Annotated in this window: 12 protein-coding genes; 6 read left to right on the top strand and 6 right to left on the bottom strand. The window is 58.3% G+C overall.

Translation table 11 applies throughout. The features are described 5' to 3' along the window. Positions 1-6 precede the first annotated feature (6 nt). On the top strand, positions 7-951 hold the full coding sequence (locus tag FGD77_RS02770) for an acetamidase/formamidase family protein (RefSeq protein ID WP_255006159.1): 945 nt from the start codon (positions 7-9) through the stop codon (positions 949-951). Here the strand turns inward: FGD77_RS02770 and FGD77_RS02765 are convergent. The 3 genes from FGD77_RS02765 to FGD77_RS02755 all read right to left on the bottom strand — a co-directional run bounded on the left by FGD77_RS02765 (position 946) and on the right by FGD77_RS02755 (position 3,581). After that, complete coding sequence (locus tag FGD77_RS02765) at positions 946-2,274, bottom strand: hypothetical protein (RefSeq protein ID WP_255006157.1); 1,329 nt, start codon at positions 2,272-2,274, stop codon at positions 946-948. The genes FGD77_RS02770 and FGD77_RS02765 overlap by 6 nt on opposite strands. A 104-nt stretch (positions 2,275-2,378) precedes the next feature. Continuing rightward, positions 2,379-2,546: a hypothetical protein gene (locus tag FGD77_RS02760; protein ID WP_255006155.1), complete on the bottom strand. Its 168-nt coding sequence runs from the start codon at positions 2,544-2,546 to the stop codon at positions 2,379-2,381. A gap of 135 nt (positions 2,547-2,681) precedes the next feature. Next, positions 2,682-3,581, bottom strand: coding sequence for a M20/M25/M40 family metallo-hydrolase (locus FGD77_RS02755; protein ID WP_255006150.1), 900 nt, complete (start codon positions 3,579-3,581; stop codon positions 2,682-2,684). 420 nt (positions 3,582-4,001) lie between these two features. On the opposite strand from FGD77_RS02755, the gene FGD77_RS02750 reads away from it, so the two are divergent. The 5 genes from FGD77_RS02750 to FGD77_RS02730 all read left to right on the top strand — a co-directional run bounded on the left by FGD77_RS02750 (position 4,002) and on the right by FGD77_RS02730 (position 20,153). Beyond that, positions 4,002-11,366: a non-ribosomal peptide synthetase gene (locus FGD77_RS02750; protein WP_255006149.1), complete on the top strand. Its 7,365-nt coding sequence runs from the start codon at positions 4,002-4,004 to the stop codon at positions 11,364-11,366. Positions 11,367-11,397: 31 nt separating this feature from the next. Next, on the top strand, positions 11,398-11,592 hold the full coding sequence (locus FGD77_RS02745) for an MbtH family NRPS accessory protein (RefSeq protein ID WP_255006147.1): 195 nt from the start codon (positions 11,398-11,400) through the stop codon (positions 11,590-11,592). Positions 11,593-11,606: 14 nt separating this feature from the next. After that, positions 11,607-14,594: a non-ribosomal peptide synthetase gene (locus FGD77_RS02740; protein ID WP_255006142.1), complete on the top strand. Its 2,988-nt coding sequence runs from the start codon at positions 11,607-11,609 to the stop codon at positions 14,592-14,594. Next, on the top strand, positions 14,591-18,976 hold the full coding sequence (locus tag FGD77_RS02735) for a type I polyketide synthase (RefSeq protein WP_255006141.1): 4,386 nt from the start codon (positions 14,591-14,593) through the stop codon (positions 18,974-18,976). The genes FGD77_RS02740 and FGD77_RS02735 overlap by 4 nt, the downstream gene beginning before the upstream one ends. 418 nt (positions 18,977-19,394) lie before the next feature. Then, positions 19,395-20,153, top strand: coding sequence for a 4'-phosphopantetheinyl transferase superfamily protein (locus FGD77_RS02730; protein ID WP_255006140.1), 759 nt, complete (start codon positions 19,395-19,397; stop codon positions 20,151-20,153). Between the two features lie 40 nt (positions 20,154-20,193). Here the strand turns inward: FGD77_RS02730 and FGD77_RS02725 are convergent, their stop codons facing one another. From FGD77_RS02725 to FGD77_RS02715, 3 genes are all read right to left on the bottom strand, one after another. Next, positions 20,194-21,402, bottom strand: coding sequence for a cupin domain-containing protein (locus FGD77_RS02725; RefSeq protein ID WP_255006134.1), 1,209 nt, complete (start codon positions 21,400-21,402; stop codon positions 20,194-20,196). Positions 21,403-21,487: 85 nt separating this feature from the next. Next, positions 21,488-23,026, bottom strand: a complete 1,539-nt coding sequence (locus FGD77_RS02720) for a condensation domain-containing protein (protein WP_255006133.1) — start codon at positions 23,024-23,026, stop codon at positions 21,488-21,490. A 2-nt stretch (positions 23,027-23,028) separates the two neighbouring features. Next, positions 23,029-23,926, bottom strand: an 898-nt coding sequence (locus FGD77_RS02715) for a non-ribosomal peptide synthetase (protein WP_255006132.1), incomplete at its 5' end; no start/stop codon positions are given.

Genomic DNA, 23,926 nt, shown 5'->3' with positions numbered 1-23,926 from the left:
TGCGTCTTGGGAAGACAGTACTTTAGAGCAGATCAGTTCCATGACCGTTTTGGCGGGCACCCGCCCGTCATGACGCTTGATCCGGGCATGGTCCTAGAAACACACTGCGTAGACGCCTATGGGGTTGATGCGGACGGGCACCAACTCACGCGTTGCGACAACCCACTGACCGGTCCGTTTTCGATTGCCGGCGCGGAACCGGGCGATACGCTCGTCGTCGAGTTGAAATCTATCTCGCCCAACAGGGATTATGGAACAAGTGAGAATACTCCGGTTCCTAGCATAGTCGATCCTGATATCGCCGATATCATGCCGGCGCGGCGGACCAATCGCTGGATAATTGACAAGGCCGCAGGGGTCGCAAGGCCTGCTCAGGCATCCGGCGCCGCGGTCGAGCTCGCCGTTCCTCTGTCGCCCATGCTGGGATGTATCGGCGTTGCTCCTGACAAGGGTCAGTCGATCTGGTGCGGAACCTCTGGGCGCTATGGCGGCAATATGGATTCACCCCTCCTTGGATCTGGCTCGACGCTTTATCTGCCGGTCTTTGAGCCGGGGGCGATGTTGTATCTGGGCGACGGTCATGCCGCGCAGGGCGACGGGGAGATTTGCGGTGCGGGGATCGAGGTTTCGGTCGATGTCGTCCTGGCCGTGAATGTCATTAAAGGACGGCAGGTGATGTGGCCGCGCGGCGAGGACGGCGACTGGATCTGGGTTGTCGGCAATGCACGCTCGCTGGAGATGGCGTTGCGGTATTCCGCCTCCGAGATGCTGCGGTGGCTGATGGCGGAGTTTGAAATTGAGGCTTCCGCGGCATGCATGCTGCTGGCGCAAAGCGCCAAATTCGATATTGCGAACGCGACCAATCCGATGGTCACGGTCGCATGCCGGCTCGCCAAGTCACGCTTTCTGTCGAGCCGCCGACGTGCACCGGCCCGGCTCACCGAGTCATGACGGTACCGATTCGCCAGCCGCATCAGCTTGGCCTTCAGGGTCGTCCGAGTGCTTGACTTCGAATCTATAACGACTTTCGTCCGAGCAGTCTGGCGCGAGGCTGCGGATCGTGTTTTCGATCGAAGTCAAAGTCGCGCGGCGGGTGCTCGGCTCGCCCTTGGCCGAGACATAAAGCCGAATGATTTGTCCGCCTGCGTCGTCGGCGCGTGTCAGCCGTCTCAGCGGCAAACCCACGCGGTAGTGGTCGACCACCTGACGGCTATCCAGGAACATCGGCGCCCGGTCTATGTCCATACGGTCCTCCAGGGCGCGAAACACTATGTCTGGCGTCAAAACCCAGGTCTTGCGCGTCTCGTCAAAAAGTCCATCACATGCCCTTCCTAGAGGGCGTATGGCCAGCCTTCCAGGCAGGCTCGACCGCGTATGCGTCACCTCAACGACATCGCCGGTCCAGTATCGGACTAGCGGCTGGACCTCTTGAAACGGGAAAAGCGGCGTCAGGACCATCATGCCTACCCCTTCTTTCAGGGGCGTTCGGGTGTCCGCTGAAACCACCTCGGGGAAAAGGGTCGGGTCGAACATGTACCAGCCGTCCGAATACTGCGTCGCACCCCCGAAGGTTTCGGACAGGCCGTAACGGTCTATAACGTGGCCGCCCCAGAATGTCTCATAATCCGTGCGCGCCTCCGGCGTAAGCGGGGAGGAAGATGTGTACAAGTATTGAATCGGACTCTCGAAACCGTCTGGATGTCGCGCACGGGCTGCCTCAGTGAAGGCCCTAAGAACGCGTTCCGATGCGGATATGGCGGTGACAGTGTCCTCCACTTGATCTTCACGCCAGGTGCGTGAGATCACGTGGTCGAGCAAGTAGGAAAAGCTTCCTCGCTTGTACAGGCTGACGTCGTGGAAACGTGTCGGCGTCAACGATCGCTTTTCCACGGTGGTTTGCGGGTCCATGAGCCGGACGATACGGCGTTTCTCGCGATCCAAGGAATCTCCCCAGAAGGACTTGTAGAACGTCGCCTCAGCCGCTCGTTCTCTTTGGCCGAATGCGAACACGAACGGTGCGTCCGTCGATCCGCTTGTGAGGCTTTCTTCGATGAGCTGGCCGTCAAGCACTCGGGCATTGTCGCCAGCCGCTCTGATTTCATCTTTGGATACAAAGGGTAATCCTTGAAACAGCTCTTGTACCTGATCCTCGGACGACGAGTTTCTTACACCCTCCAGCACGGATTGGAATGGAGTCCAGGTATCTTTGTAAAATTCTGTTTTTAAAGCGTTTTCGATCGTGGGTTTTAGGAGTGACGGAAGAAGGTTCAGCATTTTTTGAGTGGGTGCAGATTATTAAGTAATCCTCGCACATAAAGAAAATCCACAAATGAGCAGATTGCTCTCTTGTGAATTCTCCGATCCGCTAACGCGGTGAGTTACATATGTTCCTGGAACTGGTGAATCAGGCTGGCGTACAGCCGTTCGGCCTCCAAGCGAGCCATGGTTTCGGCTTTTGTCTTTATGGCATCAAAAACGCCATTCTGCTCAGCCAACAGGGCTTCGCGCGCCTTGGCGCCCAATTCGGCGATTGCTTGTTCGTCCATAAACTATCCCTCCATATCCCTAGCTCAGCACAAGCTTATAAATCCTTTTCTTCTTAATGATGTATACCATACCTTTGCGTGTTGTCATCAAAATTAGGCAATTGTGGGAGTTAGCGCGTGTGAAGTCAGCGCTAGCTATGACCCGCCAATCGCCAGGGCTTCGATGGCGATCGCTGTAGCCGCAATCACCTGGCGCAGGTGCCCGTAATCGAGCGTGTCCGGTAAGTCCGAGGGTTGGTGATAGTGCGGATTTCGGAAGTTCGCCGTGTCGGTGATCATAATCGCGGGTATGTTCTGCTCCCAGAATGCGATGTGGTCACTGCGGCCGAAGTTTCGGACGAAAGGCGCAACCTTCCTAATCAGGTCGCCGACCAGCGGGAGGTCGCCCGGATCGCTCATGAGAATCGTCGAGTTCTCGCAACTTACGCCATCCAGTTCGTCAGCGATACGCCGAGCCAGACGACGTGAATTCCGACGGTGCACGATCGCCGACCAGTTTCCACGGTACTCGCATTGTTTCAGCTTCCGAGCCTGGCGGGGGTAGAGCAGCCTGAATCCGGGTGGAGTTTTCTGACTCCCAGGCTCTGTCGAGGTGTAACCGACACTTTCGAAAACGATTGCCGCCTTGGGAGGCTCGGGCAGTTGATCCCGCACGAAAACGCGAGACCCATGATAGCCGATCTCTTCCATATCAAAGGCAACGAAAAGCAGCGTCGCATCAAGCTCCAGCGGAGCTAAAAGACGCGCGACCTCAAGTAATGCGACGAGGCTTGAGGTGTTGTCGTCGGCACCCGGAGAGTCGCGGGTGGTGTCGAAATGCGCGCCCAAGACAATAACATCTGAGCCGGCGCCGGGTTTCAACGCCACGATATTCTGTCCATTGAGCTCCTCATACACGGTGTCGGACCAGTCGCCTTCCTCATGCGTGCCGAGGTCCTTGTTTCCCGCGACATTCGATAACGAGTAAGGGCATTTGCTGACCTGAAGGCCGATGGAAACTAGTGCGCTGATGAGCTCCCTCTCGACTTCAGCCATGCGCTCTGGCGCGTGAAGTCGGCTCCGCGGGCCGAGCAGTTTCTCAACCTGACTGCGGAGATGGCTCTCGTCGATATCTGACAGTACTTTTTCAGCTCTCAATTGCACCACGACACTGACCCGACCGACTGTCTGTTAGCTTTTGTACGTTGAGCGTTATCACTGCATGACAAAGCGTCAAGCTGAAACTAAGCTGGCAGTCTTTCTGTTTGGTTTTCAGCGGGCCGTCGACGGCATCGTGACGGTTCCATTTCTATTGAAACGCTGAGGTTTTTTCCGTCGCAAAGCGGATAAGCTTGAAGATGGGATGCGTTATTATAATACAAGATTGAACACTTGTAGGTGGAAAAGGATAAGGTGTACGCTTTTCGCAACTATCCTGTCCGGTGCTTGGGCTAGGTTGAGCATAAGGGGTTGAGTTTGGCTGTCGGGAAACTTGGAGGGACGATATCTGATCGTCTCGAACAACTCACGCAATTACTTCCCGATGCGGTTGCGTTCGAATTCCTAGCCACGCATTCCGACATTACACCAATTTCCTACCGGGAGTTGCAGGATGCCGTTTTGAAAGTAGCGGCCTCAGACGAAGTTGGCGGCAGGCCGGGGTCCCGTGCGCTTATCGCATGCCAACCGGGTTTGGACTATGTTGTTGCTCTTTTGGCCTGTTTTAGGGCGGGTGTGACCGCAGTCCCGATCTATCCGCCGACGGCGACGTCGCAGCTACCAAGGGTGTCAGCCATAGCTCAGGATGCGGGTGCCGAACTGGTCTTGATTGATGGATGTGAGACCAAAAACAGGTGGCTCGACTTCACCGCGTCCTCTAGTGAAGCTCTTGGTAAATTGGCTGTTTTGGATGTTGCAGAACGTCGGCTTGCAGCACGCTCCGGATCGGATTTGGCACATATTCCCACGCCGACAAGAGATGCTATTGCGCTTATTCAATACACGTCCGGATCAACGGGCGCCCCAAAGGGCGTCATTCTTACTCATGACAATATTATGGCCAACCTGGAAATGATCCGGCTGGGATTCTCGCTCTGCTCGTCGGACAAAGGAGTGCTCTGGCTTCCACCCTTCCACGATATGGGCCTAATCGGTGGCATCTTAGCGCCGATCTATGTGGGTTTTCCTAATCTATTGATGACCCCCCAGTCCTTCATCCGAAACCCGCTTAAATGGCTTCAGTTGATCTCTGACAGGAAGGCGACAGTGGCTGGCGGACCGAATTTCGGGTTTGCGCGCGTGGCTGCCCAGCTTGAGAAGAATCCAAACGTGGAAATTGACCTTTCAGGGTGGAAAATCGCGTTCACCGGTGCTGAGCCCATTCGGCCCGCTACATTGAAGCGCTTCGAAGTCGCCAGTGCGCCTTTCGGGTTTTCTGCAGAGGCGTTTCTACCCTGTTACGGTTTGGCTGAAGCGACTCTGATTGTGAGCAGCGCCCGCCGCGGAGAGGGCGCGCGCAAGAAACTGTTTTCTGCCGACGCGCTTGAGCAAGGCGAAGCTCGGAGCGCCAGGACTGAGAATGACGAACGGGTGCTCGTCGGGTGCGGCTCGCCGGTGCCAGGCGTGACGCTGAAAATCGTCGATCCGTCGACGGGCCAGAGTGTCGCGCCGCTGCAGGTTGGCGAGGTCCACGTTGCTGGTCCGAATGTTGCGTCCGGCTACACCAATCCGAAACGGGATCCGTTTCACGAATGCGTTGACGGCGCGCGGGAGCCCTACCTAGCGACAGGCGATTTAGGGTTTTGTGATGCTGAAGGCGAGATATTCATCTGTGGACGGAAAACTGATCTAATAATAATACGCGGTCGGAATATACTCCCACAAGACGTGGAGGAGGCGGTTGAGTCGGCGTTACCGATGAATGGGGCAGCCGTTGCTTTTGGCGAGGACGATCCGGCTGGCGAACGACTGATAGTGGCGCGCGAGGTCCCCACTCGGGCGCGAATGACGCCTGAGGCCATGTTGTCGCAGATCAGGAAAGCCGTGTTCGACGCTATTGGCGTCCAGGCTGATGACCTGCTCCTGGTCAAACCAAACAGCCTTCCCAAAACGTCGAGCGGCAAAATTAGGAGGCTAGAAGCCAAAGGCCTTTATGCGCGGCAGGGCCTAAACCTGATCGAGTCCTCCCGTGGTCAATCGGGAACTGTGGTTTATTCCGGCGGGTCCCCCGAGGGTGCTTTGGTGCAAACCGTTGCAGAGGTGCTCGGTCTGACCGCCGGTTCGATCAACGTTAATGAAACCGCTACCTTCCACGGACTGGACAGCATGGGCGCGCTGCACGTCTGTGATCGTCTGGAAAGTCACCATGGCTTGCGGTTGGCGCCGGATGATCTGCTAGGGACTTTGCCGTTGTGCGCAGTCGGCCAATCGGTCGCTGCGGCTCGCGCCGACGACGACATATCAGGTCCGGCACAGGCGCCGGGCGATGCGTCAGAGCGGCTTCTGGTGGGCCAACAGGCACTTTGGCACCAGCATCGGCTGGGTGCGGGCGAGGCTTTGAATCTGCCCCTTGCAATGAAGGTCGGACGCGTGGCCGATATGAATCGCCTCACCGCGTGCATTAGAAGGTTGGTGGACCGGCATCCATCGCTTCGCAGTGTGATTGAAGATCATGACGGTGCCCCTCGTTTGCGAACCAGGCCGGTAGGTGATGCCTATCCCGAAATTGCAGTGTGGCGGGAGCCGCTTGAGTGCGAAGCCGACCTCGTAAGTCGGTTCGAGGCCGAAGCTGGACGAGCATTGGATATTGAGGCGAGTGACGTCATGCGGTGCGTGATAGGACAGGTGTCGGGAGGCGACGTCTATTTGCTCATCGTCGTCCATCACATTGTGGCGGATGCTTGGAGCCTGGACATCCTGGCCCGCGAGCTCGCCGAAGACTACTCGGGTTCCACCGAACAGGAAGCCTTAGGCTGGAAAGCGGATCCCGGGCTGGCGGCGGTCGCGGCCGCCGAAGCGGCTTTCCTCGCTTCGAAACGAGGACAAGCGCAATTCCAGGCGCTTGCGAGGCATTTCAAGCAAGCGCCTGTACGACTGGGCCTGCCAAGTGACCGCGATCCTGGCCCGGTCCAATCGTTTGAGGCGGGCCTTGTGCGGTCGAAGCTGTCTCGGACAACGACGCACCGCTTGCGCGAGCTTGCCAAGAGCGCGCGCACGACTGTTTTCGTCGCGGTGCTTGCTGCTCTGTCCAGCGCATTGACCCGCTTGAGCTCGACCAGCGAGCTGGTGGTCGGGACAGCCATGGCGTCTCGCGATGACCGGAAGCGGCACGGGATTGTCGGCCCTTTGATGAACCCTGTCGCCCTACGCCTGCAAGCCGACGAAACCATGACCTTCAAAGACCTAATCGAGGAGTGCCAGCGCGAGCTTGAGCGCGCCCGCTCCTGTATCGAGGCGCCCTTTTCCTCGCTGGTCCAGCATCTTGGATTGTCGGGCGCGACGGGCACGACACCGCTCTATCAGGTCCTCGCCAGCTGGCACAGGCTCGACTTGCTCCGATCCGTCTTCGCCAAGCACGGCTGGTCTCACATGGATATTTCGCAGCAAGGCGCACCAACCGATTTGAACTTTGACTTTTTTGATGAAGGTCATCGCATCAGGTGGACTTTGCGATACGCCACCACCGTGTTTGATCGTAACACGGCGAAGCGAATATCCGACACCTTGAATCTTGTGCTTGACGCGATGCTCGCTGGCGTCGGTGATGCCCATGCGGATGTCGATATTTTGCGCGCGCATGACAGGCCGTTGCTGGCCCAATCCGAGCGGCTGGGCGGCAAGCGCGCGAGAGAAGTTTCGGGGCTTATCCAAGCCTTCCAAGAACATGCGGCCTGTTTGCCTGAGAAGGACGCCGTGATCGCCGAAGGCGGTACGGTGTCCTACGGCGACCTGCTCGCTCGGGCGCGCAGTTGGAGTGCAACTCTTGATGCGGCGCGCGGGGGCTCGCCGGATGCTCCGGTGGGTGTCCTGTTGCCCAAGTCTCCGGACTACATCGCGGTTTTCATGGGGGCGTTGATGGCGGGTCTTCCCGTGGTGCCCATTTCCGTCGATCTGCCTGAAGCGCAGATTGCAGACATTCTCAAGCGAAGCGGTGTCCGCGCCGCTGTCACGACACCCGACCTGCTGCCCAAATGCCCCAAGGGCATACGTGTGCTCCTGACGTCGGACCAATGCGATGCCGGGGGCGGAATGGCGGCGCCGCCGCCGGCAAATCGGCTTGCCTACATCATGTTCAGTTCCGGCTCGACAGGGCGCCCCAAAGGCATCGGTGTTGAGGCCGCCGCACTGGATGCAACACTGGCCGCCCTTGCAGATCTGCTTGGCGCGAGCAGCGATGACGTCTTGCTGTCGCTCACCTCCACAAGCTTTGACATCTCGATACTGGAAATATTCCTGCCCCTTCTGGTTGGCGGCGCTGTCGTCATCGGGGGAGACGGAGCGCTGACCTCGCCAGATACAGTCCTTGCCGCGGTAAAACGCCACGGCGTCACCCTGCTTCAGGCCACGCCGTCGACCCTATCCAACCTTTTGGAGCGACCGTTCCATTTCCCTGAACTGACCGTGTTATGTGGCGGCGAGGCCGCGCCGTCCGGCCTGTTTGGCCGTCTGTTCGAACGGTGTGGCCGTGTGCTGAATGTCTATGGTCCCACCGAAACCACCATCTGGTCGTCCGCTCATCGCTTGCGTGACGGCGGAAACCCCCCGCTTGGCGAGCCACTATTCGGCGAGAGCCTCCATGTTCTGAACGCGTTCCTTCGCCCGGCGCCGCCCGGTGTCGACGGCGAGCTTTATATTGGCGGCTCCGGTGTCGCGCGCGGCTATGTGGGCGATCCCGCGCGGACGGCGGAAAACTTCCTCCCGGACCCCTTTTCGTCGGAACCCGGAGCGAGGTTATACCGAACCGGCGATCTGGTTCGGATCCGGCCCGACGGATGTCTTGAATTCCGCGGCCGTCGTGACCGACAGCTCAAGGTTCGCGGCTACCGCATTGAGCCCGAGGGCGTTGATGCGGTCATCGCAAGCTACGGCGCAGTCCGCGCGAGCATCACAACAGCGGTCGGTGAGGGCGCTAACCGAAAACTCGTCTCGATTCTCGAGCTGCCTGAAGGATCGTCGCTCGACGAGCGCGACCTGCGTGCGTTTTTAGCCAAGCAGCTTCCTCCCTATGCTGTTCCAAGCCTGTTCAAGAGCGTGGACAGCCTGCCGGTCACCAGCCGTGGAAAGCTCGATCTGAATGCCGCATTGCGGGGCATGGCCGTCCCAAAGGACGAGGCTGTCCAGACCGCGCCCGAAGGTGAGTTTGAAAACGCACTATTCCAGATCTGGAGAAACGTGCTTGAACGAGACGACTTCGGAGCGGAGAGTGACTTCTTCATGCTCGGGGGCCACTCGCTCCTGGCGCACAACGTGGCCGTGCGCGCCCAGACAGCGACTGGCAGGCGGGTGAAAGTCGCGGATGTCTTCGCCTTTCCGAAGCTTTGCGATCTTGCCCGCCATATCGAATCTGCCGCACTTGCTTCGCAACCGAGTGGCATCCAAGGCGGCCTCACTAGTGCTCAAAGACGGATCTGGGTCGCAGAGCAACTCCAACCCGGCCTCGTGCCTAACGTGTCAATCGCCTTGCGTGTCGCGGGCCCGCTCAATCTTGACGCCCTTCGCGCTGCTCTCGAGCGGCTGATCGCTCATCATGATGATCTTCGAACAATTTTTATCCAGGAGGGACGAAATCCTAAACCGGTCGTCTTGGAAACCGTCGTCTCCACACTAACAGTGGAGGACATGTCGCATATCCGCTCCGCTGATCGTGAGGCCGCTTCTCTGAAACTGGCCGCCAAGGCTGACGGCACAGTTTTCGATCTCCAAACGGGGCCCTTGCTGGCGTTACGTTTGGCGCGGTTCGATGAAGAGGACTGGCTCTTGTGTCTGACCCTGCATCACATTGTCACGGACGGAGAAGGCGTGAAGCTGGTGCTGGCCGACCTCGCGGAAGAATATGTCGCTCTGACGCTGGGCCGCGACACAGCGTTGCCAAATCGGCGCTCGATTGCTGTTGCTGCCGGAAATGCGGACCAATCGCGCGGCACAGAAGAACTTCTCCGGCTTTTGAATGGTTACCCGCGTGCCATCTGGGGCGAAACGGTGGACTTGCCCTCAGTCGGACCCACCCAGACCCTGACGGCAAGGGTGCGTACTTCATTTCGTAACCTCTCGAAAGAGCTCAATACGACCCCTTTCACAGTCGTGTTGTCGGCTTTTCTCGAGACGCTGCGGCTTAAGACGGGTCGACAGTCTTTGATCGTTGGAACAGATTTTGCAGAGCGTGACGACCCCACATCTGCCCATTGCATCGCCCCGCTTGTGAACCAGGTGCCAATTCCTGTGGACCTTTCGGGGAAAACCACTCTGGCCGAGATCGTGCAGACCGTCCAGTTCGCAATGCGCGCAATCCTGCCCCTTGCCGGTACGCCTTATGACCAACTCATGCGCGCCGCAAACCAATCACGCTCGCGATCTGAACCTTTGTTTGACACGAAGATAATCCACCAAGGCGTCAACTCGATGCGCCATGCGCTTGGCACCTCTCAATTGATGCGATTGCCGCGAACGATTCCGATCGCCCAGGAAGCACTGACGCTTGCGGTGATAGAGGATGATGCTGGAGCCTCGCTTGAGCTGCATTTTCGCCCGGAGATTGTTGCGGAGGCACTTGCAGCAAGCATACTTGACGAGCTCGAAGCGATCCTTGCACAGTCTCCAGAAAGGCTTGAAGCCAATCAGCCTATTGCGAGGAAGACCATGGAATTTAAACGTCGCAAAGCACAATCGCGCCGTCCCGCGCTTGGGAGCGGATCCGAGTCCGCGGATCCAGTGCCATCGTTGACAACCTACCGACCTGACGAGACCGGAGCCAACCTGGCCGACTGGGTCGGTTCGAACGCTGAGCGGCTATTTGACACGGTGGCGGAGGAGTCAGCTGTTCTATTTCGAGGCTACGACGTAGACACACCGGAAAAACTTGCGGCCATCGTGAAGACCACTGGGTATGCCGCCTATGCAACGCGGGAACATCCACGAGAGGCGCGGGGCAAAGAGGTATTTACTCCGATCCCCTATCCCAATGAGGAGCGCCTACTTTGGCATAATGAAGACAGCTTTAATAGTGAATGGCCGGCTCATATCTGGTTCGCCTGCGGGGCACCGGCGGCGTCGGGAGGAGAGACAGTGGTGGCGTCAAGCAGCACTGTGCTCGACTCTATTCAGAGTATCGATCCGAGGCTGATCGACCGTGGTCTGACCTATGTACGACGGTACGGCCTTGGTCCTGGGCTGGATTGGAAAGTTGTGTTCGGCTCGGAGGATCGAGAGGTTGTGGAGAGGCAGTGCGCGGAAAGCGGGATGCGGGTGGAGTGGCGAGGCGATGTGCTAACCACCTACGCCACACGGCCGGGAATTCTGACCCATCCTCTGTCGCGACGCGAATGCTGGGTCGGCCAGCTCCTACATTTTCACCCAGCGGCGCTGCCCGAGCGGTCGCGGCGTTCGATTGAAACCGTCTTCGCAGAAACCGGTCCGCCGCGCGACTGTACATTCGGAGATGGAACCCCGATCCCCGACATTGTTATTGAACGAATCAAGGCAGCTTATCAGGCGATCGAAGTGCCAGTGCATTGGCGCCAAGGTGACTTGCTGTTCGTTGACAATGTCAGCGCGGCTCATGGACGCTTGGCCTATCAGGGAAGTCGAGAGCTGCTCGTAATGATGAGCGGGCGGGCGCGGTATTGACCAAGATAGAGATTTGAAATGGGAGACCACTATGACAACGGAACTTCAATACGCGGTCGTCTTTAATCATGAGGAGCAATACAGCATCTGGCCGGTCACGAAGGCACTGCCAGCCGGCTGGACGGCAGAGGGCACTACCGGGACCAAGACAGAATGCCTTGATCATATCGCCAAGATCTGGGTCGATATGAGACCGCTCAGCGTGCGACAGCGCTCGGCTGTCTGAGCGGGCCGCGAGGCATGATCAAATTCCGAACTTCGCCCTATCTTGAGGCTATGTTCGACGCCTGTGAAGGGCGCGTGCCATGGCCTGCGACTGCCTTGTACAAAATTTCCGGCCTATCCGATATCGTCCAGATCAAGTCCGCATTGGACGCCGTTTGCAAACGCCATCCCGTTCTCGGAAGCCGCCTTGAACGGACTCCGAGTGAGGTTTCGCAGTGGATAGAGCATCCAGGCCATGTGTCCTGGGCCGAGGATCAGGACTCCCCAATCTCTGCCCGTGCTTTTCATCAGGGTGAAGGGACCATAGTCTTGGAGCTTTCGGGAGAGTCCTGGGCCATAGACGCTCGATCATTGGCGTTGGTCGCGCGCGAGATCGCTTTGCTGTTGAACGGCGGAGATCTGTCGGAGGACCCCGTTCAATTTGAAGAGTTCGCCGATTGGCAAACCGAACTTGCCGCTGCAAACGGGGTCAGCCGGAAGCCGACTTTCCATTCGACCAGCGCGGCCTCTACCGCCCACACACGGCCCCTAAGGTGCAATCTGGAGTTAGCGCCCTCCAGCGTCGAAATGCTCCAAAGTCTCGCCTCGAGGTTATCGACCGACCCAAACACTATTCTTCTAGCCGCTTGGGTCGCCTTTCAGTTCAACACTGCTTCCAACAGCGGTGCGGGTGGGGTCAGCATTGCAACCGACCCCCGGTTGCAGGAAGAGGCGTTGGCGGAAATGGTCGGCCCCGCAATCCTGTATGAACCGCTCGGAATAGAAGTTGACGGTACGCTCAGCTTCGCAGCGCTGATTGATCAGATCGAGAGACGCCACCGGGCGACGTCGACCGATGGTCCGGGAAAAACCTACTCGCCGGCAAAGGGAGAGTGGGGTTTTGACATTGCCCCTGACCCTCTTGACTCCGGAAGTTCTAAGATCGGCGTGGAAATGCTCTTCGCGGACAGCTGCGCCCATCCGTTTGATCTTAGGCTCTCATGGAGACCGCTCGCGAACACCATTGTTCTGTCCGCACGGCAATCAGTTTTTCTGTCTGAGGAGGTGCTGGCCTTCAGGCGAGAGGGGTTCCGCGCTTTGATCGAGCAGGCGATTGATCAACCTGATACGGCGATCTCGGCGTTGACTCGTCACGGTTCGGAAGAGATAGCATGGTTGGACCTCCAGGGACGAGCACCGTATGCGCCTGCGCTCGAAGCTTTGCCGGAGCGTTTTCTCAAGGCCGCCAGGGACTGTCCCGGGCGAATAGCGCTTCAGGACGACAGGCTTTGCATCACTTATGGGAACCTCGCTGCGCGTGCATTGGCCCTCGCCGAGAAACTCAGAACCCTTAACGTTGAAGGCGGTTTAGTGGCGGTTTCTACAGAGCGATCCGTTTACACGATATTGGCCTTTCTGGCGGTCATGCTAGCGCGCGCAGCTTATGTCCCCATCGACCTGGCGCAACCCTCCGGGCGAATCTCCCGCATTCTTAGAAATTGCGCACCCAAGGTGCTTCTCGTTGCCACGGAACCACCGGCCGACCCCATCAATTTGAAAACAATAGTCCTATCGGATTGGTTCGAAGGCTCCGAAGCCTCAACCGACATTAAACCAGACCTATTGGGTTCGCCGCTGGACTTGCGCGCCCCAGCCTACGTCCTTTACACATCAGGATCGACTGGAGCGCCGAAGGGCGTGATGGTGTCCCATGAGGGGCTTGCTAACTACGCCGAATGGGCGGCAAGAGCCTATGAATTTGACGGTCAGGGAGTGGCTATCGTCTGTACGCCCTTCGCGTTCGACCTATCCCTTACAACCAGTCTGGTGCCGCTCGTCGCCGGACAGAAAGTCCGAATTTTGAGGGATGCGGCGACCGTTGCGGCCGGGCTCGAAGACGAAGATGACCGCAAACTCTGTCTGAAGCTGACGCCCCGCCTGTTCGAGCGCCTTGCCGAGACCTTACCGCAGGCTGTATTGGACCGGGTCAAAACCGCCGTGCTGGGCGGCGAGCAATTGCTGCCACACATGCTGTCGCAATGGCGAGATAGAGCGCCACAGACGCGAGTATTCAACGAGTACGGCCCAACCGAAACAGTTGTGGGCAGCAGTTTTTTTGATAGCGCACAGACGCCGAAAAACGCTCACGTAATACCAATCGGCAAACCGATCGCCGCAACCTGCCTTTACGTGCTCGATCAAGACTACCGACCCTTGGGCGCAGGTGTGACCGGAGAACTCTATATCGGAGGATCAGGGGTCGCGCTTGGCTATGTCGGCGCACCTGACCAAACAGCTGAGAAATTCCTGCCTGATCCGTTTCGCGGCGGCGGTGCGCGCATGTATCGGACGGGAGATCTAGCCAAACGCATGGCCAATGGTGATCTTGAATTAGTCGGGCGTGTGGACCGGCAGCTGAAAATTAGGGGATATCGGGTCGATCCGGATGAAGTAGAACGTCTCCTTGCAGAGCATCCCGAAGTAGACCAAGCTGCCGTATCGCCGTCGGGACAGTCACTCACCGCTTTCATAGCTGCGCCTGGGGCAAGCGTAAACGCAATCAAGACCTTCGCTGCCGACAATCTTCCGGACCATCTGACGCCCGCCCATTGGATCTTTGTCGATACGCTCCCGGTTTCGCCCAGCGGCAAGCTCGACTTCGGTGCTTTAGCCCATCTTCAAGAGGCGCATGATAGCCACCGTAGGCAGAAGCGGCCGGAAACGGATTTGCAGCGCACCATTCATGATGTCTGGCGAAAATGTCTGGGTCACGGCGATTTCGGGATCGACACGCCGTTTTTCGAAGCCGGAGGGGACTCCCTTCTCCTGATTGACGCTTCCGCGGAAATGCGTTCGCGCCTTGGCGAACACATCACCGCCACGGCTTTGTTCGCTCACCCCACGATTAGAGGTCTGGCTGAGCACTTGGGCACTGGCAGCGGAGGACCTGAAGCGGTCGACGCAGGCAAGGCGCGCGCATCGAAAAGGCGCTCAATGAGAACACAACGGAGGCGTCCAAGGTGACGGATGAGCAGTCTATTGCGATCGTGGGAATGGCGGTCAACATTCCGCATGCCCGGACGCTTGAGGAATTCTGGACGAACCTTGTGGAAGGGCGATCTTGCATAGACCGCTTCGACGACAGTCCAGCCGAGGCCAGCCAGCTGGACAGCCTTTTCCTCCAACATGGAGAGAGAGTGCTGGCCGGCGGTATTTTGGATGACCCTTTCCTGTTCGACTCCGAGTTTTTTGAGTTCAGCCAGCTCGACGCGGAGATCACCGACCCCCAACACCGATTGATGCTGGAGGTCGCGAAGGAAGCGCTCGAAAATGCAAGCGTGCCGCAATCCTATCTGAAAGATACTGGGGTTTTTGCAGGCTGCGCAGCCAGCAGCTATCTACACAATAATCTGTTGCCGAGAGAAGACGTCATCGCCCAGGTGGGCGCCTATGGTCTGACCTTGGCCAACGATAAGGACTTTCTGTCGACGCGTCTGTCCTACAAATTGGGTCTGGGCGGTCCGAGTTTGACGGTCCAGACCGCGTGCTCGACATCACTGGTCGCCGCCCACCTCGCGGTTCAAAGCTTGCTTGCGGGCGATTGCGACACCGCGATCGTCGGCGGTGTTTCCCTAAGAATTCCGCAGAAGCGCGGCTATCTTTACCAGGTTGACGGCGTCATGGCGCCGGATGGCGTGTGCCGTCCATTCGATCACAAAGCGTCCGGGTTCGTTCCCTCGAACGGCGCGGTGGCGTTGGTTCTGCGGCGTTTGGACAGCGCGCTGAGCGACCGCGACCCGATCCGAGCGGTCATAAGATCGAGCGCGGTCAAGAATGATGGCGCTGACCGGCCAAGCTTCGCCGCACCGGGGTTGGGTGGCCAAATCGCCACTCTGTCGGAGGCGTTGGCGGTCGCCGATCTCGATCCCCGGGATATTTCGCTGATCGAGACCCATGGCACCGCGACGAAGCTGGGCGATCAAGTCGAGTTTGAGGCGATCAACACCGTTTATGGAGATGCCAAGGCGCCTTGCTATATCGGCGCGGTAAAGAGTTGCACGGGGCATCTCGACACCGCGGCCGGCGCTCTGGGACTGGTGAAGACGGCCCTGTCTATGGAACGTGGACTCATCCCGCCAATCTTGAATTTCGAGGCGCCCAATCCCGGTCTTGGGGTGGAGGGCACTCGTTTTCGGCTCCCGACATCGCCGGTTAAGTGGGAACGCGGCAAGGCGCCCCGGCATGCGGGGGTCACGTCGCTGGGACTTGGCGGCACCAATGCGCACGTCATCATGTCAGAGGCGCCTTTACCGGCGAATAATGCAAACCCGCTCCGGTCGCGCATATTCGTGACATCGGCGAAATCGGCGGCCGCGCTGGAAAAAAGATGCGACTCGCTCCGTGAGACGATCGAGCAAGGCGATGCCGCGCAACGGGCTAATCTCGCCTTCGCTTTGGCGACCGGCGCCAAACCCTATTCAACGCGCGGCGCGTATCTGCTCGATCACACGGCAAGCAGGGGCAATGACGCGCAGGCCAAGCGCCTTGTGGCCGGCGCGTGCGAGACTTTGACTCCGCCGCGCATTGCGTTTGTGTTTCCGGGCGGGGGCGCGGCGTTCGCAGAGATGGTGGAGGGGCTGTGCGAAGCTGAGCCGGTGTTCGCCACGGAGCTAGAAACCGTTATCTCACGGGTTCAGAACCTGAGTCAGCTGAATCTGAGAGCAGCGATCTTCATGTCGAAGGATGAAGCCGGCGAGGCTTTCCAGAAGCCCTCGGTCAGCCTGCCAGCCATGTTCTGTATTCAAGTGGCCGTCGCGCGGACACTGCAGGCTTTCGGCGTGGTCCCTGACGCTGTCATCGGACACAGCGCAGGGGAATATGCTGCAGCGGTGATCGCAGGAGTTTTGAGCGTTGAAGACGCAGCGAAGTTGGCGCTCCTTCGCGCAAACCGGTTCGAAGACATGCCTGAAGGCGTAATGGTCAACGTCAACCTGCCTGCGGATCAGATCAGCCAACATATCCCGGCGGAGTCTCATATCGAGATTTCGGTGATCAACACGCCGGATGACACGGTGCTGGGCGGGCCGGCGAAGGAGATGGCGGATTTCATAACCTATCTCGACGCCGCCGATATCACGTTTGCGAAAATCGCCATAAAGGTCGCTGCGCATACTGCCCTGGTGGCGCCGATCTCAGAGGAGCTGGACGCGCTGGAACGGACGATGGATTGTACCGCGCCAGCAATCCCCATGATCTCGAACGTGACGGGCCGGTGGATCGACGAGTCGGACCTGCGAGCCGGCTATTGGGGCAAGCATTTGAGAGCCTGTGTCCGCTTCAAGGATGGGCTGGATTCGCTGATCGAAGACGGTGTCACGCAATTTCTCGATATTGGTCCGGGCCAATCGATGGCGGGCATTGTGCAAAGAATGCAGGGCGCTTCGCACCGGGTGCAGGCGCACACGGTTTGCCGGTCCCATCATTTCGTCCAAAGCTCGAGCGCCGCCCTCGCCGAGGGGCTGGCAGGCTTGTGGTGCACTGGCGTTGCGGTGGATTGGGACAAGTACTACGCCGCTGAAACCCTTCGGCGAACCGCCGTGCCCCCCCATCCATTGACCCGCAGACGCCACGTAATCGAATCGCCGGCTTCGACGCGCGCCGAGGTGAAGCGAGCGGTTTCCGACTTCTTGTGGCGTCCAACGCTCGACGCCGTGCAGCCCCGTGACGCCATCGTCCACCCGCAGCGATGGCATGTCTTCTGTGACGACGCTAGTGTGTCCAAGGCGTTGGAGGCAGAGTTTGACCGCGTCGAAATCGACACGCGGATGCATGTTCTTTGTCCGGAGGTCAGCTGGCATGACGCGCTGGAGGGGGACGCGAAAGACGGGCCGGTCGATGGCGTCCTTGTGGTCTGGGCCGCCCCGTCCATTCGATCCGGCCCCGCATACTATCATGAGGTATGTGATTTGGCGCGTGCGATTGCTAAGGGGAAAATACAAGGCGTTCCGAGAATTTTGATCGCGTCACGGGGCGCCATCCTCGCCGACCAGACGGCGACTTCAACGCCGTCGATGGCTATGGCCAGTTCCGTGACCAGAGTCGTTCAGAATGAACAACCCGATATTGATTGCCAGTCTCTCGAGATCACTGCGGACGCCGATGACGCAGAACTTGCGTCCATCATTCGGGAAAGACTGCAACACGTCATGCCCGATCATCTCTTCCATGTAGGCGGACGGTTCAGCCAAGAGGTGTACAAACCGTACCCGCGCGCTGAATGTAAGTCAGAGTATCCGAAGAAGGGCGTCTGGATCATTACGGGAGGCCTAGGAGCGATAGGGCGCACATTGGCGGTGCACCTCGCGAAGCAATCACAGGCGCGCCTAGTTTTCGTTTCCCGGACATCACCGGATACGAGCGCACCCCTCGCGGCTCTTAAGGACGAAGAGCGCCAACGGGTCGAAGCGCTTCGAGCAATCAATGCTGCTGGCGGTCAGTGGGAGGTTGTGATGGGTGATATAGCAGAGCCCGAAACGGCCCTTAAAGCGGTCGAAAAAGCCTACTCGGCCTTCGGCGCAATTCATGGAGTCATTCACGCGGCGGGCGTGCCGGCCGGTGGTCTGTTGCAGCTGCGTAGCCGGGAAGACGCAGACGCGGTGTTCAAGCCCAAGATTGAGGGTTTAAACTCATTGCGAAGCGCACTGCCCGAGCCGGTGGATACTCTGATTCTGTGCTCTGCGCTGGATAGCGTTCTAGGGACGGCGGGCCAATCAGACCATTGCGCCGCCAACGCCCATATGGACGCTTTGGCGCTTCTTGGCGATCCGATGGCGCACAGGACCGTGTCAATCAACTGGTCGGCCTGGCGCGATATCGGGCAGGCGGCAGTCGCAGATGTTCCTGCGCCGCTCCGGGTTTGGCGCGAAAAGGCATTGGCGAGCGGATTGCGGGCGGATGAAGGGGCTGATGTGTTCGACGCCGTCCTGGCCGGGGAAAGCAGGCGCGTCGTGGTGAGCGTTTCCGAAATCGCCGAGCTAAAGGACATGGCGAGACAAGCGCTGTCCGGCGCAAGCCCTGAACGGTCGCTCGAGGCCGAAGATGGAGTGGCCGCGGGCGAAACGCTCCAGACGACGACGGAAATTCGCATCGCAGGGCTCTGGAGCGGCCTGTTGAATGCAAGTCGACTCGAGGTCGATAGTGATTTTTTTGAACTCGGCGGTCACTCGCTCGCCGCCATGCAGTTGGTCAGCCGTTTGCGAGAGGCGTTCGCCGTTCCCGTTCGCTTGCAAGAGCTAATGGCCTGCACGACGATCGGCGCTCAGGCGGAGTATATAGACCTTCTCTTGGTTCAGCAGATTGAATCCCTGTCTGATGAGGAAGTCGAAACACTCCTTAGCTCAAGCTAAGGCGGCGGGCTTGACCGCGCTGGGGCCCATTTGCCAGCTACCGCTAGGAATGCTCGGCGCGTAACAGCCCAAGCTTTTCCCGCAGGTTTTCTATCGCCATTTAGATCTGGTCTGTCTGCGTGGGTGTTTAAGCATACAAGCACCCACAGAGTGTGAAGCATTCATCCTGCCAGTTTGCTGACAGGAGCACGCGCTCGCGAGCTCAAAAATCTCGTACATTGGTGAACTCCTTCAGTGCTTGCTAAAGCTGTGTTGAAATTTAGCATTAACAGAGATTGTTCGACCTTTCGCGATGCCACAAACGAGGTATCTTTCTTTTCGAGTGGCCGATTTTAAGGATCCCCTTTCAGCCCGGTTCCAGCGAATGGAGATGGTACAAGGCGTTTGCTTGAGACGGCCAAGGCAGGAGTATGATACTATGCAAGAAGGCGTTGTTCACCTCGTCTGGTGTCGCACAAGTGATACTCATGACAGCCTCGAATCAGCACTCTTACCCATCCTAGACGAAGACGAGAGGAAGCGTTTCGATCGCTTTTGTTTCGCCACGGATCAGAAAAGCTTTCTGGTCGGCCACGTGCTTGCCAGGACCATGCTGGCCGCGATATCCGGTCGATCTCCTGAGACCTGGGCCTTTAGGTTGGGCCCCCATGGCAAGCCGGAGCCTGTGATCCATCCAGGAGAACCCGATCTCCGAATGAATTTGAGCCACTGCAAGGGCCTTGCGATGGTTGGTGTTACGGTCTCTCGGAACATCGGCGTCGATGTGGAAGCGGCGAACAGGCCACACGCATTAGAAGTGGCAGACAAGTTTTTTGCTGCAGAGGAAATCCGCCAGATCGAGGAAGCCAGAGAAGCGGGCTGTCCGCACGCCGCGACCTCAATATGGACCTTAAAGGAAGCTCTCTTGAAAGCGTCGGGGACGGGCCTGTCGGTTCCGCTTGATAGCTTCGCGGTCGGACTCTCACCGCCTCGATTGATCCATGAGGGCCATTTAGGGACAGCGGATCGATGGAGCCTATTTCAATTTCCTATCAGTGAGGATGTGCTGGCGGCTGTGGCGGTCGAACGCGCTCCCGGATGTGGCGCCCCAGCGATGCACCGCTTGGAAGTAACGGTGCACACCCTCTCTGATCTCGCGGCCCGGCCAAGTCGCTTTAAGGATCTTGGGGTGTGCTGACAGGCTCGCCCGATTATGATCGAAATTCGTCGCAGCTGGGTCACTGTATGATATGAAGAAAGCCTTTTGTGATCAGCTGTGCGAGCAGTTGGCGGATCTCATCTTCCGGCGTGCCGGCCACAAGCTCTCCGAGCTGTTGAACGCTCGCCATCCGGCCCGCCGCAAGACTCCTCACCAGTGGAAGGGACCATTTGGGCGCGCGAAATTCCCGACCGCCTCCTTGCAGCCTGATCCAGTCTGGTTCGTCTGTAATCCGCGCCATCAGCGGGCTTAGTCTTACGCGATCTTCGGGCTTAAGGCCACTACGGTCCGGCCAAACGCCCTCCGGCAAGCTCACGTAGGTTTGAATGGGGGAAGATACCTGTAGATTCTGGATGAAATCCCTCGCGTCATAGGAGGCGAGGCGCTCAGTGATCGCGGCAGTAAGTCGCGTGGCATAGGCCGCCATCTCGGAGTCAGATATCAGCAGTGGCATATCGGCGCGGAAGAAGTCGTCGTCTTCGCAGACTTCACGCAGCCAATCGAGATAGTCTAGGCCGGTGACCGGTGCGACGCCAAGAGCGAGATGAACAGAAGGGGAATCGGTCGATTTGACCTCGTGCCACCACCCTCGCGGAACGTAGAGCATGTCTCCCTTGGTCAACACGCCATCCCATACCAACGTGCCGGGCTCGCCGCTTCCAGGAATTGAGTGATCTCCCCGACCCATAGGGAAGGCCTGGCTCGGCTCATAGATCGTCCAGCGCTTCTCACCTTCGACCTGAAGGGCGTATACATCCCTGGAATCCCAATGCATCGCAAATCCAGGAGTCCGCCCAAAGGAGGTGAACAAGACGGTCGTCGCCCGCGTGGTCGACAGGCGCGCGCCAACTTTTTCGGTTACGGTTGCCACGTCTTCGTCGACTTCATTCACTGCGTCCACAACCAAAGTGGCGCCATTGCGCAGATGGCCGTATAGCGCCTGGACATCAATCCGGGAGATGCGCTCGCCCCGAACGTTTGGAACAATATGGGTGAATGGCAGATCCTCCTGAGCAACGCCGACCTTGTCCATATGAACCCGAACTGGATCGTGGCGACTCTTGTTCAGCAAGCGGTTGAGAGATCGCCATGTAAACAAGGAATGGAACTTGTCTTCGGGCCCGGGCACGATCAACGGCTTCTTAAAAAGGTATTTGTCGAGGAAAACATCTTCGTCAACGGGAGCTATCAACTCGGCCAGATCAATTTGGTTTCCATGCGTTGGCATGCGTGTCTCCATAGCAATTTCGGACGCATTCCGCGCCCGTTTCTCAGTTAAATCAATCACGCTCGTGTTCCCCAGCCGGCGCGTCCTAACCACGGCTGCGGACTGCGGATCGCAGACTGCTCCGTTTTGATTGGCCTTGCTGAAGTCGCTGCTGGGCGGACCACTGCTCCACTTCGTGGTCCACCTGTGCCGTCAACGCGCTTAACGTTTGGCTTGGTTTAGCCGCGACTGCCTTTGCCGTGCAAGCGAACCTGAAGGCAATCGCTTCCATTTCCAGAGCGCTGCAAGCTGCCGTCGTTCCGATCAGATGCGTCAGTATGCCGTCATTATATATGTCGATTTCCATTTTTAGCGTATGGTTGGCGTTGATGCTATCCAAGTCTAACGGCTCGATTGACAGCCCGCGTACAGGCGGCAGCCGGTATCCTTGCCGAACTGCAAGCCAAGCATCGTATAACTCGGCCTGACGGTTATCCGGCATCAGGACATCGACCACCATGTCATAGGGAGTGTTCGCGTGTTGTAACGCGTCGATCAGACTGTGCGCCACAGTTTTTAGCCAGCTCGGGAAGTCCGCGTCTCCACGATCCGTGAGACGAATGACAAGTGAGTTAATGAACATGCCCACCGAACTATCTTGCTCCGGCCCTCTGTTGTTGAACGGTGAGCCGATCAAGATGTCCTCTCGACCAAAATGGTGGCGCAGCGTAAGGGAGAAGATCGCCATCATCACGGCTGTAATTGTAGTTCGATTGGATTTAGCAAGTGCCATGAACGCGGCGGCACTATCGACATCGAGTCTCTGGCGGATGGAGTACGGTGTGCCTCCCGACGCTGGTCGCGCACGCGGAGGAAGGTCCTTTAGACGATCTTTCCAGTAGGCCAGATCGCACGCACGCGTTTGCGCCACACTGGCCGTGGCCTCACGCGCGAAGGCGAGGTAGGATGCGGGCGCCCGATTAACAGTAAGGCCGACGTTCAGCGTTTTGTTCATATATCTCGCCAGCAGTTCATTGACAGCAATCCGCATCGAGCCCTGATCGCATGTCAGATGGTGAAAATTTAGCTGAACAATCCAAGCGCTATCCGCGTAACGCAGCGCTACTGCGCGCAGGGTCGGTTCGCCATCCAGCCGAAAACGGACCAATTCAAAGTCCTTCGCCCGGCGTATAGCGTCAGGTTCGCTGGAATGCTCCTCAACCGTCAATGCCACATCGCGTGCGGGCAGGGCACGCTGAACGGCTTCGCCATCCTTAACGGCGAACTGGGTGCGGAGCGCATCGTGATCTTCGAGTAAGGAGTTCAAGGAATCCTGCAAGGCTGCTATGTCGAGATCACCAAGAAAGCGGACGGTCGCGGAAACATTCAGGTCGGTTCGTTCGGGCGACAGGCGCATCAGCACATATAGCCGCCGCTGCGTTGGCGCCAACGTCACCCAACCAGTTCCGCGCTCGCCCAGGCGCGTGATTAGTGCGGATTTGACCTGACGTATCTCGCCCATCAAGGTTTCGGTCATTGCGCCCTTCGGCGCACGCCAGGAAATCGTCTTCCCATTCGTCTGGAGAATGATGCCTTCGCGTTCCAGCCTTTGGATCAACCGATCGGCGCGAGTTTCGTCCGACATCGTCAGATCTCACCTGTTTCGAATAAGGTCTCGTTCGCAGTTTTGTCTGCTACATCAGAGTTCGCCGCCACGCGCTGTGCAATCTGAATCAGCCTGGTTTCGATTTGCAGAACGACGCTGGAGAGTACCGGGTCGGTCATGACCTGCTGCAGACCAAGCTCGACGCCGAGATTCAATCGAACCTCGTTCAGAATTCTTAAGATCGCAAGGCTGTCCGCGCCTAAGGCCGGAAGATCCATTGCAAGGTCTGGTTCAGCATCGAGGTCCAGCTTCGCCACAACAATTCTCACGAGCGCATCGGCGACCGGTCTGGGGGCGCCAGTGCTGTCCGTCAGAGTCGGTGAGGAGGATGCAGCGTTAGCCTGGCTCGTCTCCAGCAGTTTTGGGCGGTCGATCTTACCGTTGCGGGTCAGGGGCAACGCGTCAATGATTTCAATGCGTGCCGGAACCATGTATTCGGGTAGCGACGATTGCAGGCCCTCCCTGATGCGGTCACCGGCATTGGGATCGTCACAGACAACGAACGCCCGGAGTCTTTTCTGTCGACCATTATTGGATTCCGCCAGGACGCAGGCGCGTTTCACATCTGGAATGTTGAGCAGCCGGGCCTCGATCTCGGACAGGTCTACCCGGAACCCGTTGATCTTGACTTGTGAGTCGGTGCGCCCAAGCAGAGTAATGCCGCCATCGTCTCGGTGTAGCGCGTAATCGCCGGTCCGATAAAGCCTCGCGCCGCCACCTTTTGGATCGGGAACAAACCGGTCGGCGGTCAATGCGGGATCGCCAAGATAGCCTATGGCCACACCGGTGCCTCCGATGTAAAGTTCGCCTGCTACCCAATCAGGCGCTTCGTGACCGATGCAGTTGGCGACGCGGGCGGTTTGATTGGTCAGGGGCGAG

The sequence above is a fragment of the Roseovarius sp. M141 genome, from assembly GCF_024355225.1.
In the GTDB taxonomy this organism is placed as follows: Bacteria; Pseudomonadota; Alphaproteobacteria; order Rhodobacterales; family Rhodobacteraceae; genus Roseovarius.
This window is presented reverse-complemented; position numbering and strand designations above follow the sequence as displayed.

Excerpts from the sequence above, each read along its gene's own strand:
- FGD77_RS02765 (WP_255006157.1), bottom strand. The coding sequence starts at position 2,274 with ATGCTGAACCTTCTTCCGTCACTCCTAAAACCCACGATCGAAAACGCT.
- FGD77_RS02755 (WP_255006150.1), bottom strand. The coding sequence starts at position 3,581 with ATGGCTGAAGTCGAGAGGGAGCTCATCAGCGCACTAGTTTCCATCGGC.
- FGD77_RS02740 (WP_255006142.1), top strand. The coding sequence starts at position 11,607 with ATGATCAAATTCCGAACTTCGCCCTATCTTGAGGCTATGTTCGACGCC.
- FGD77_RS02725 (WP_255006134.1), bottom strand. The coding sequence starts at position 21,402 with ATGCCAACGCATGGAAACCAAATTGATCTGGCCGAGTTGATAGCTCCC.
- FGD77_RS02730 (WP_255006140.1), top strand. The coding sequence starts at position 19,395 with ATGCAAGAAGGCGTTGTTCACCTCGTCTGGTGTCGCACAAGTGATACT.
- FGD77_RS02745 (WP_255006147.1), top strand. The coding sequence starts at position 11,398 with ATGACAACGGAACTTCAATACGCGGTCGTCTTTAATCATGAGGAGCAA.
- FGD77_RS02760 (WP_255006155.1), bottom strand. The coding sequence starts at position 2,546 with ATGGACGAACAAGCAATCGCCGAATTGGGCGCCAAGGCGCGCGAAGCC.
- FGD77_RS02720 (WP_255006133.1), bottom strand. The coding sequence starts at position 23,026 with ATGTCGGACGAAACTCGCGCCGATCGGTTGATCCAAAGGCTGGAACGC.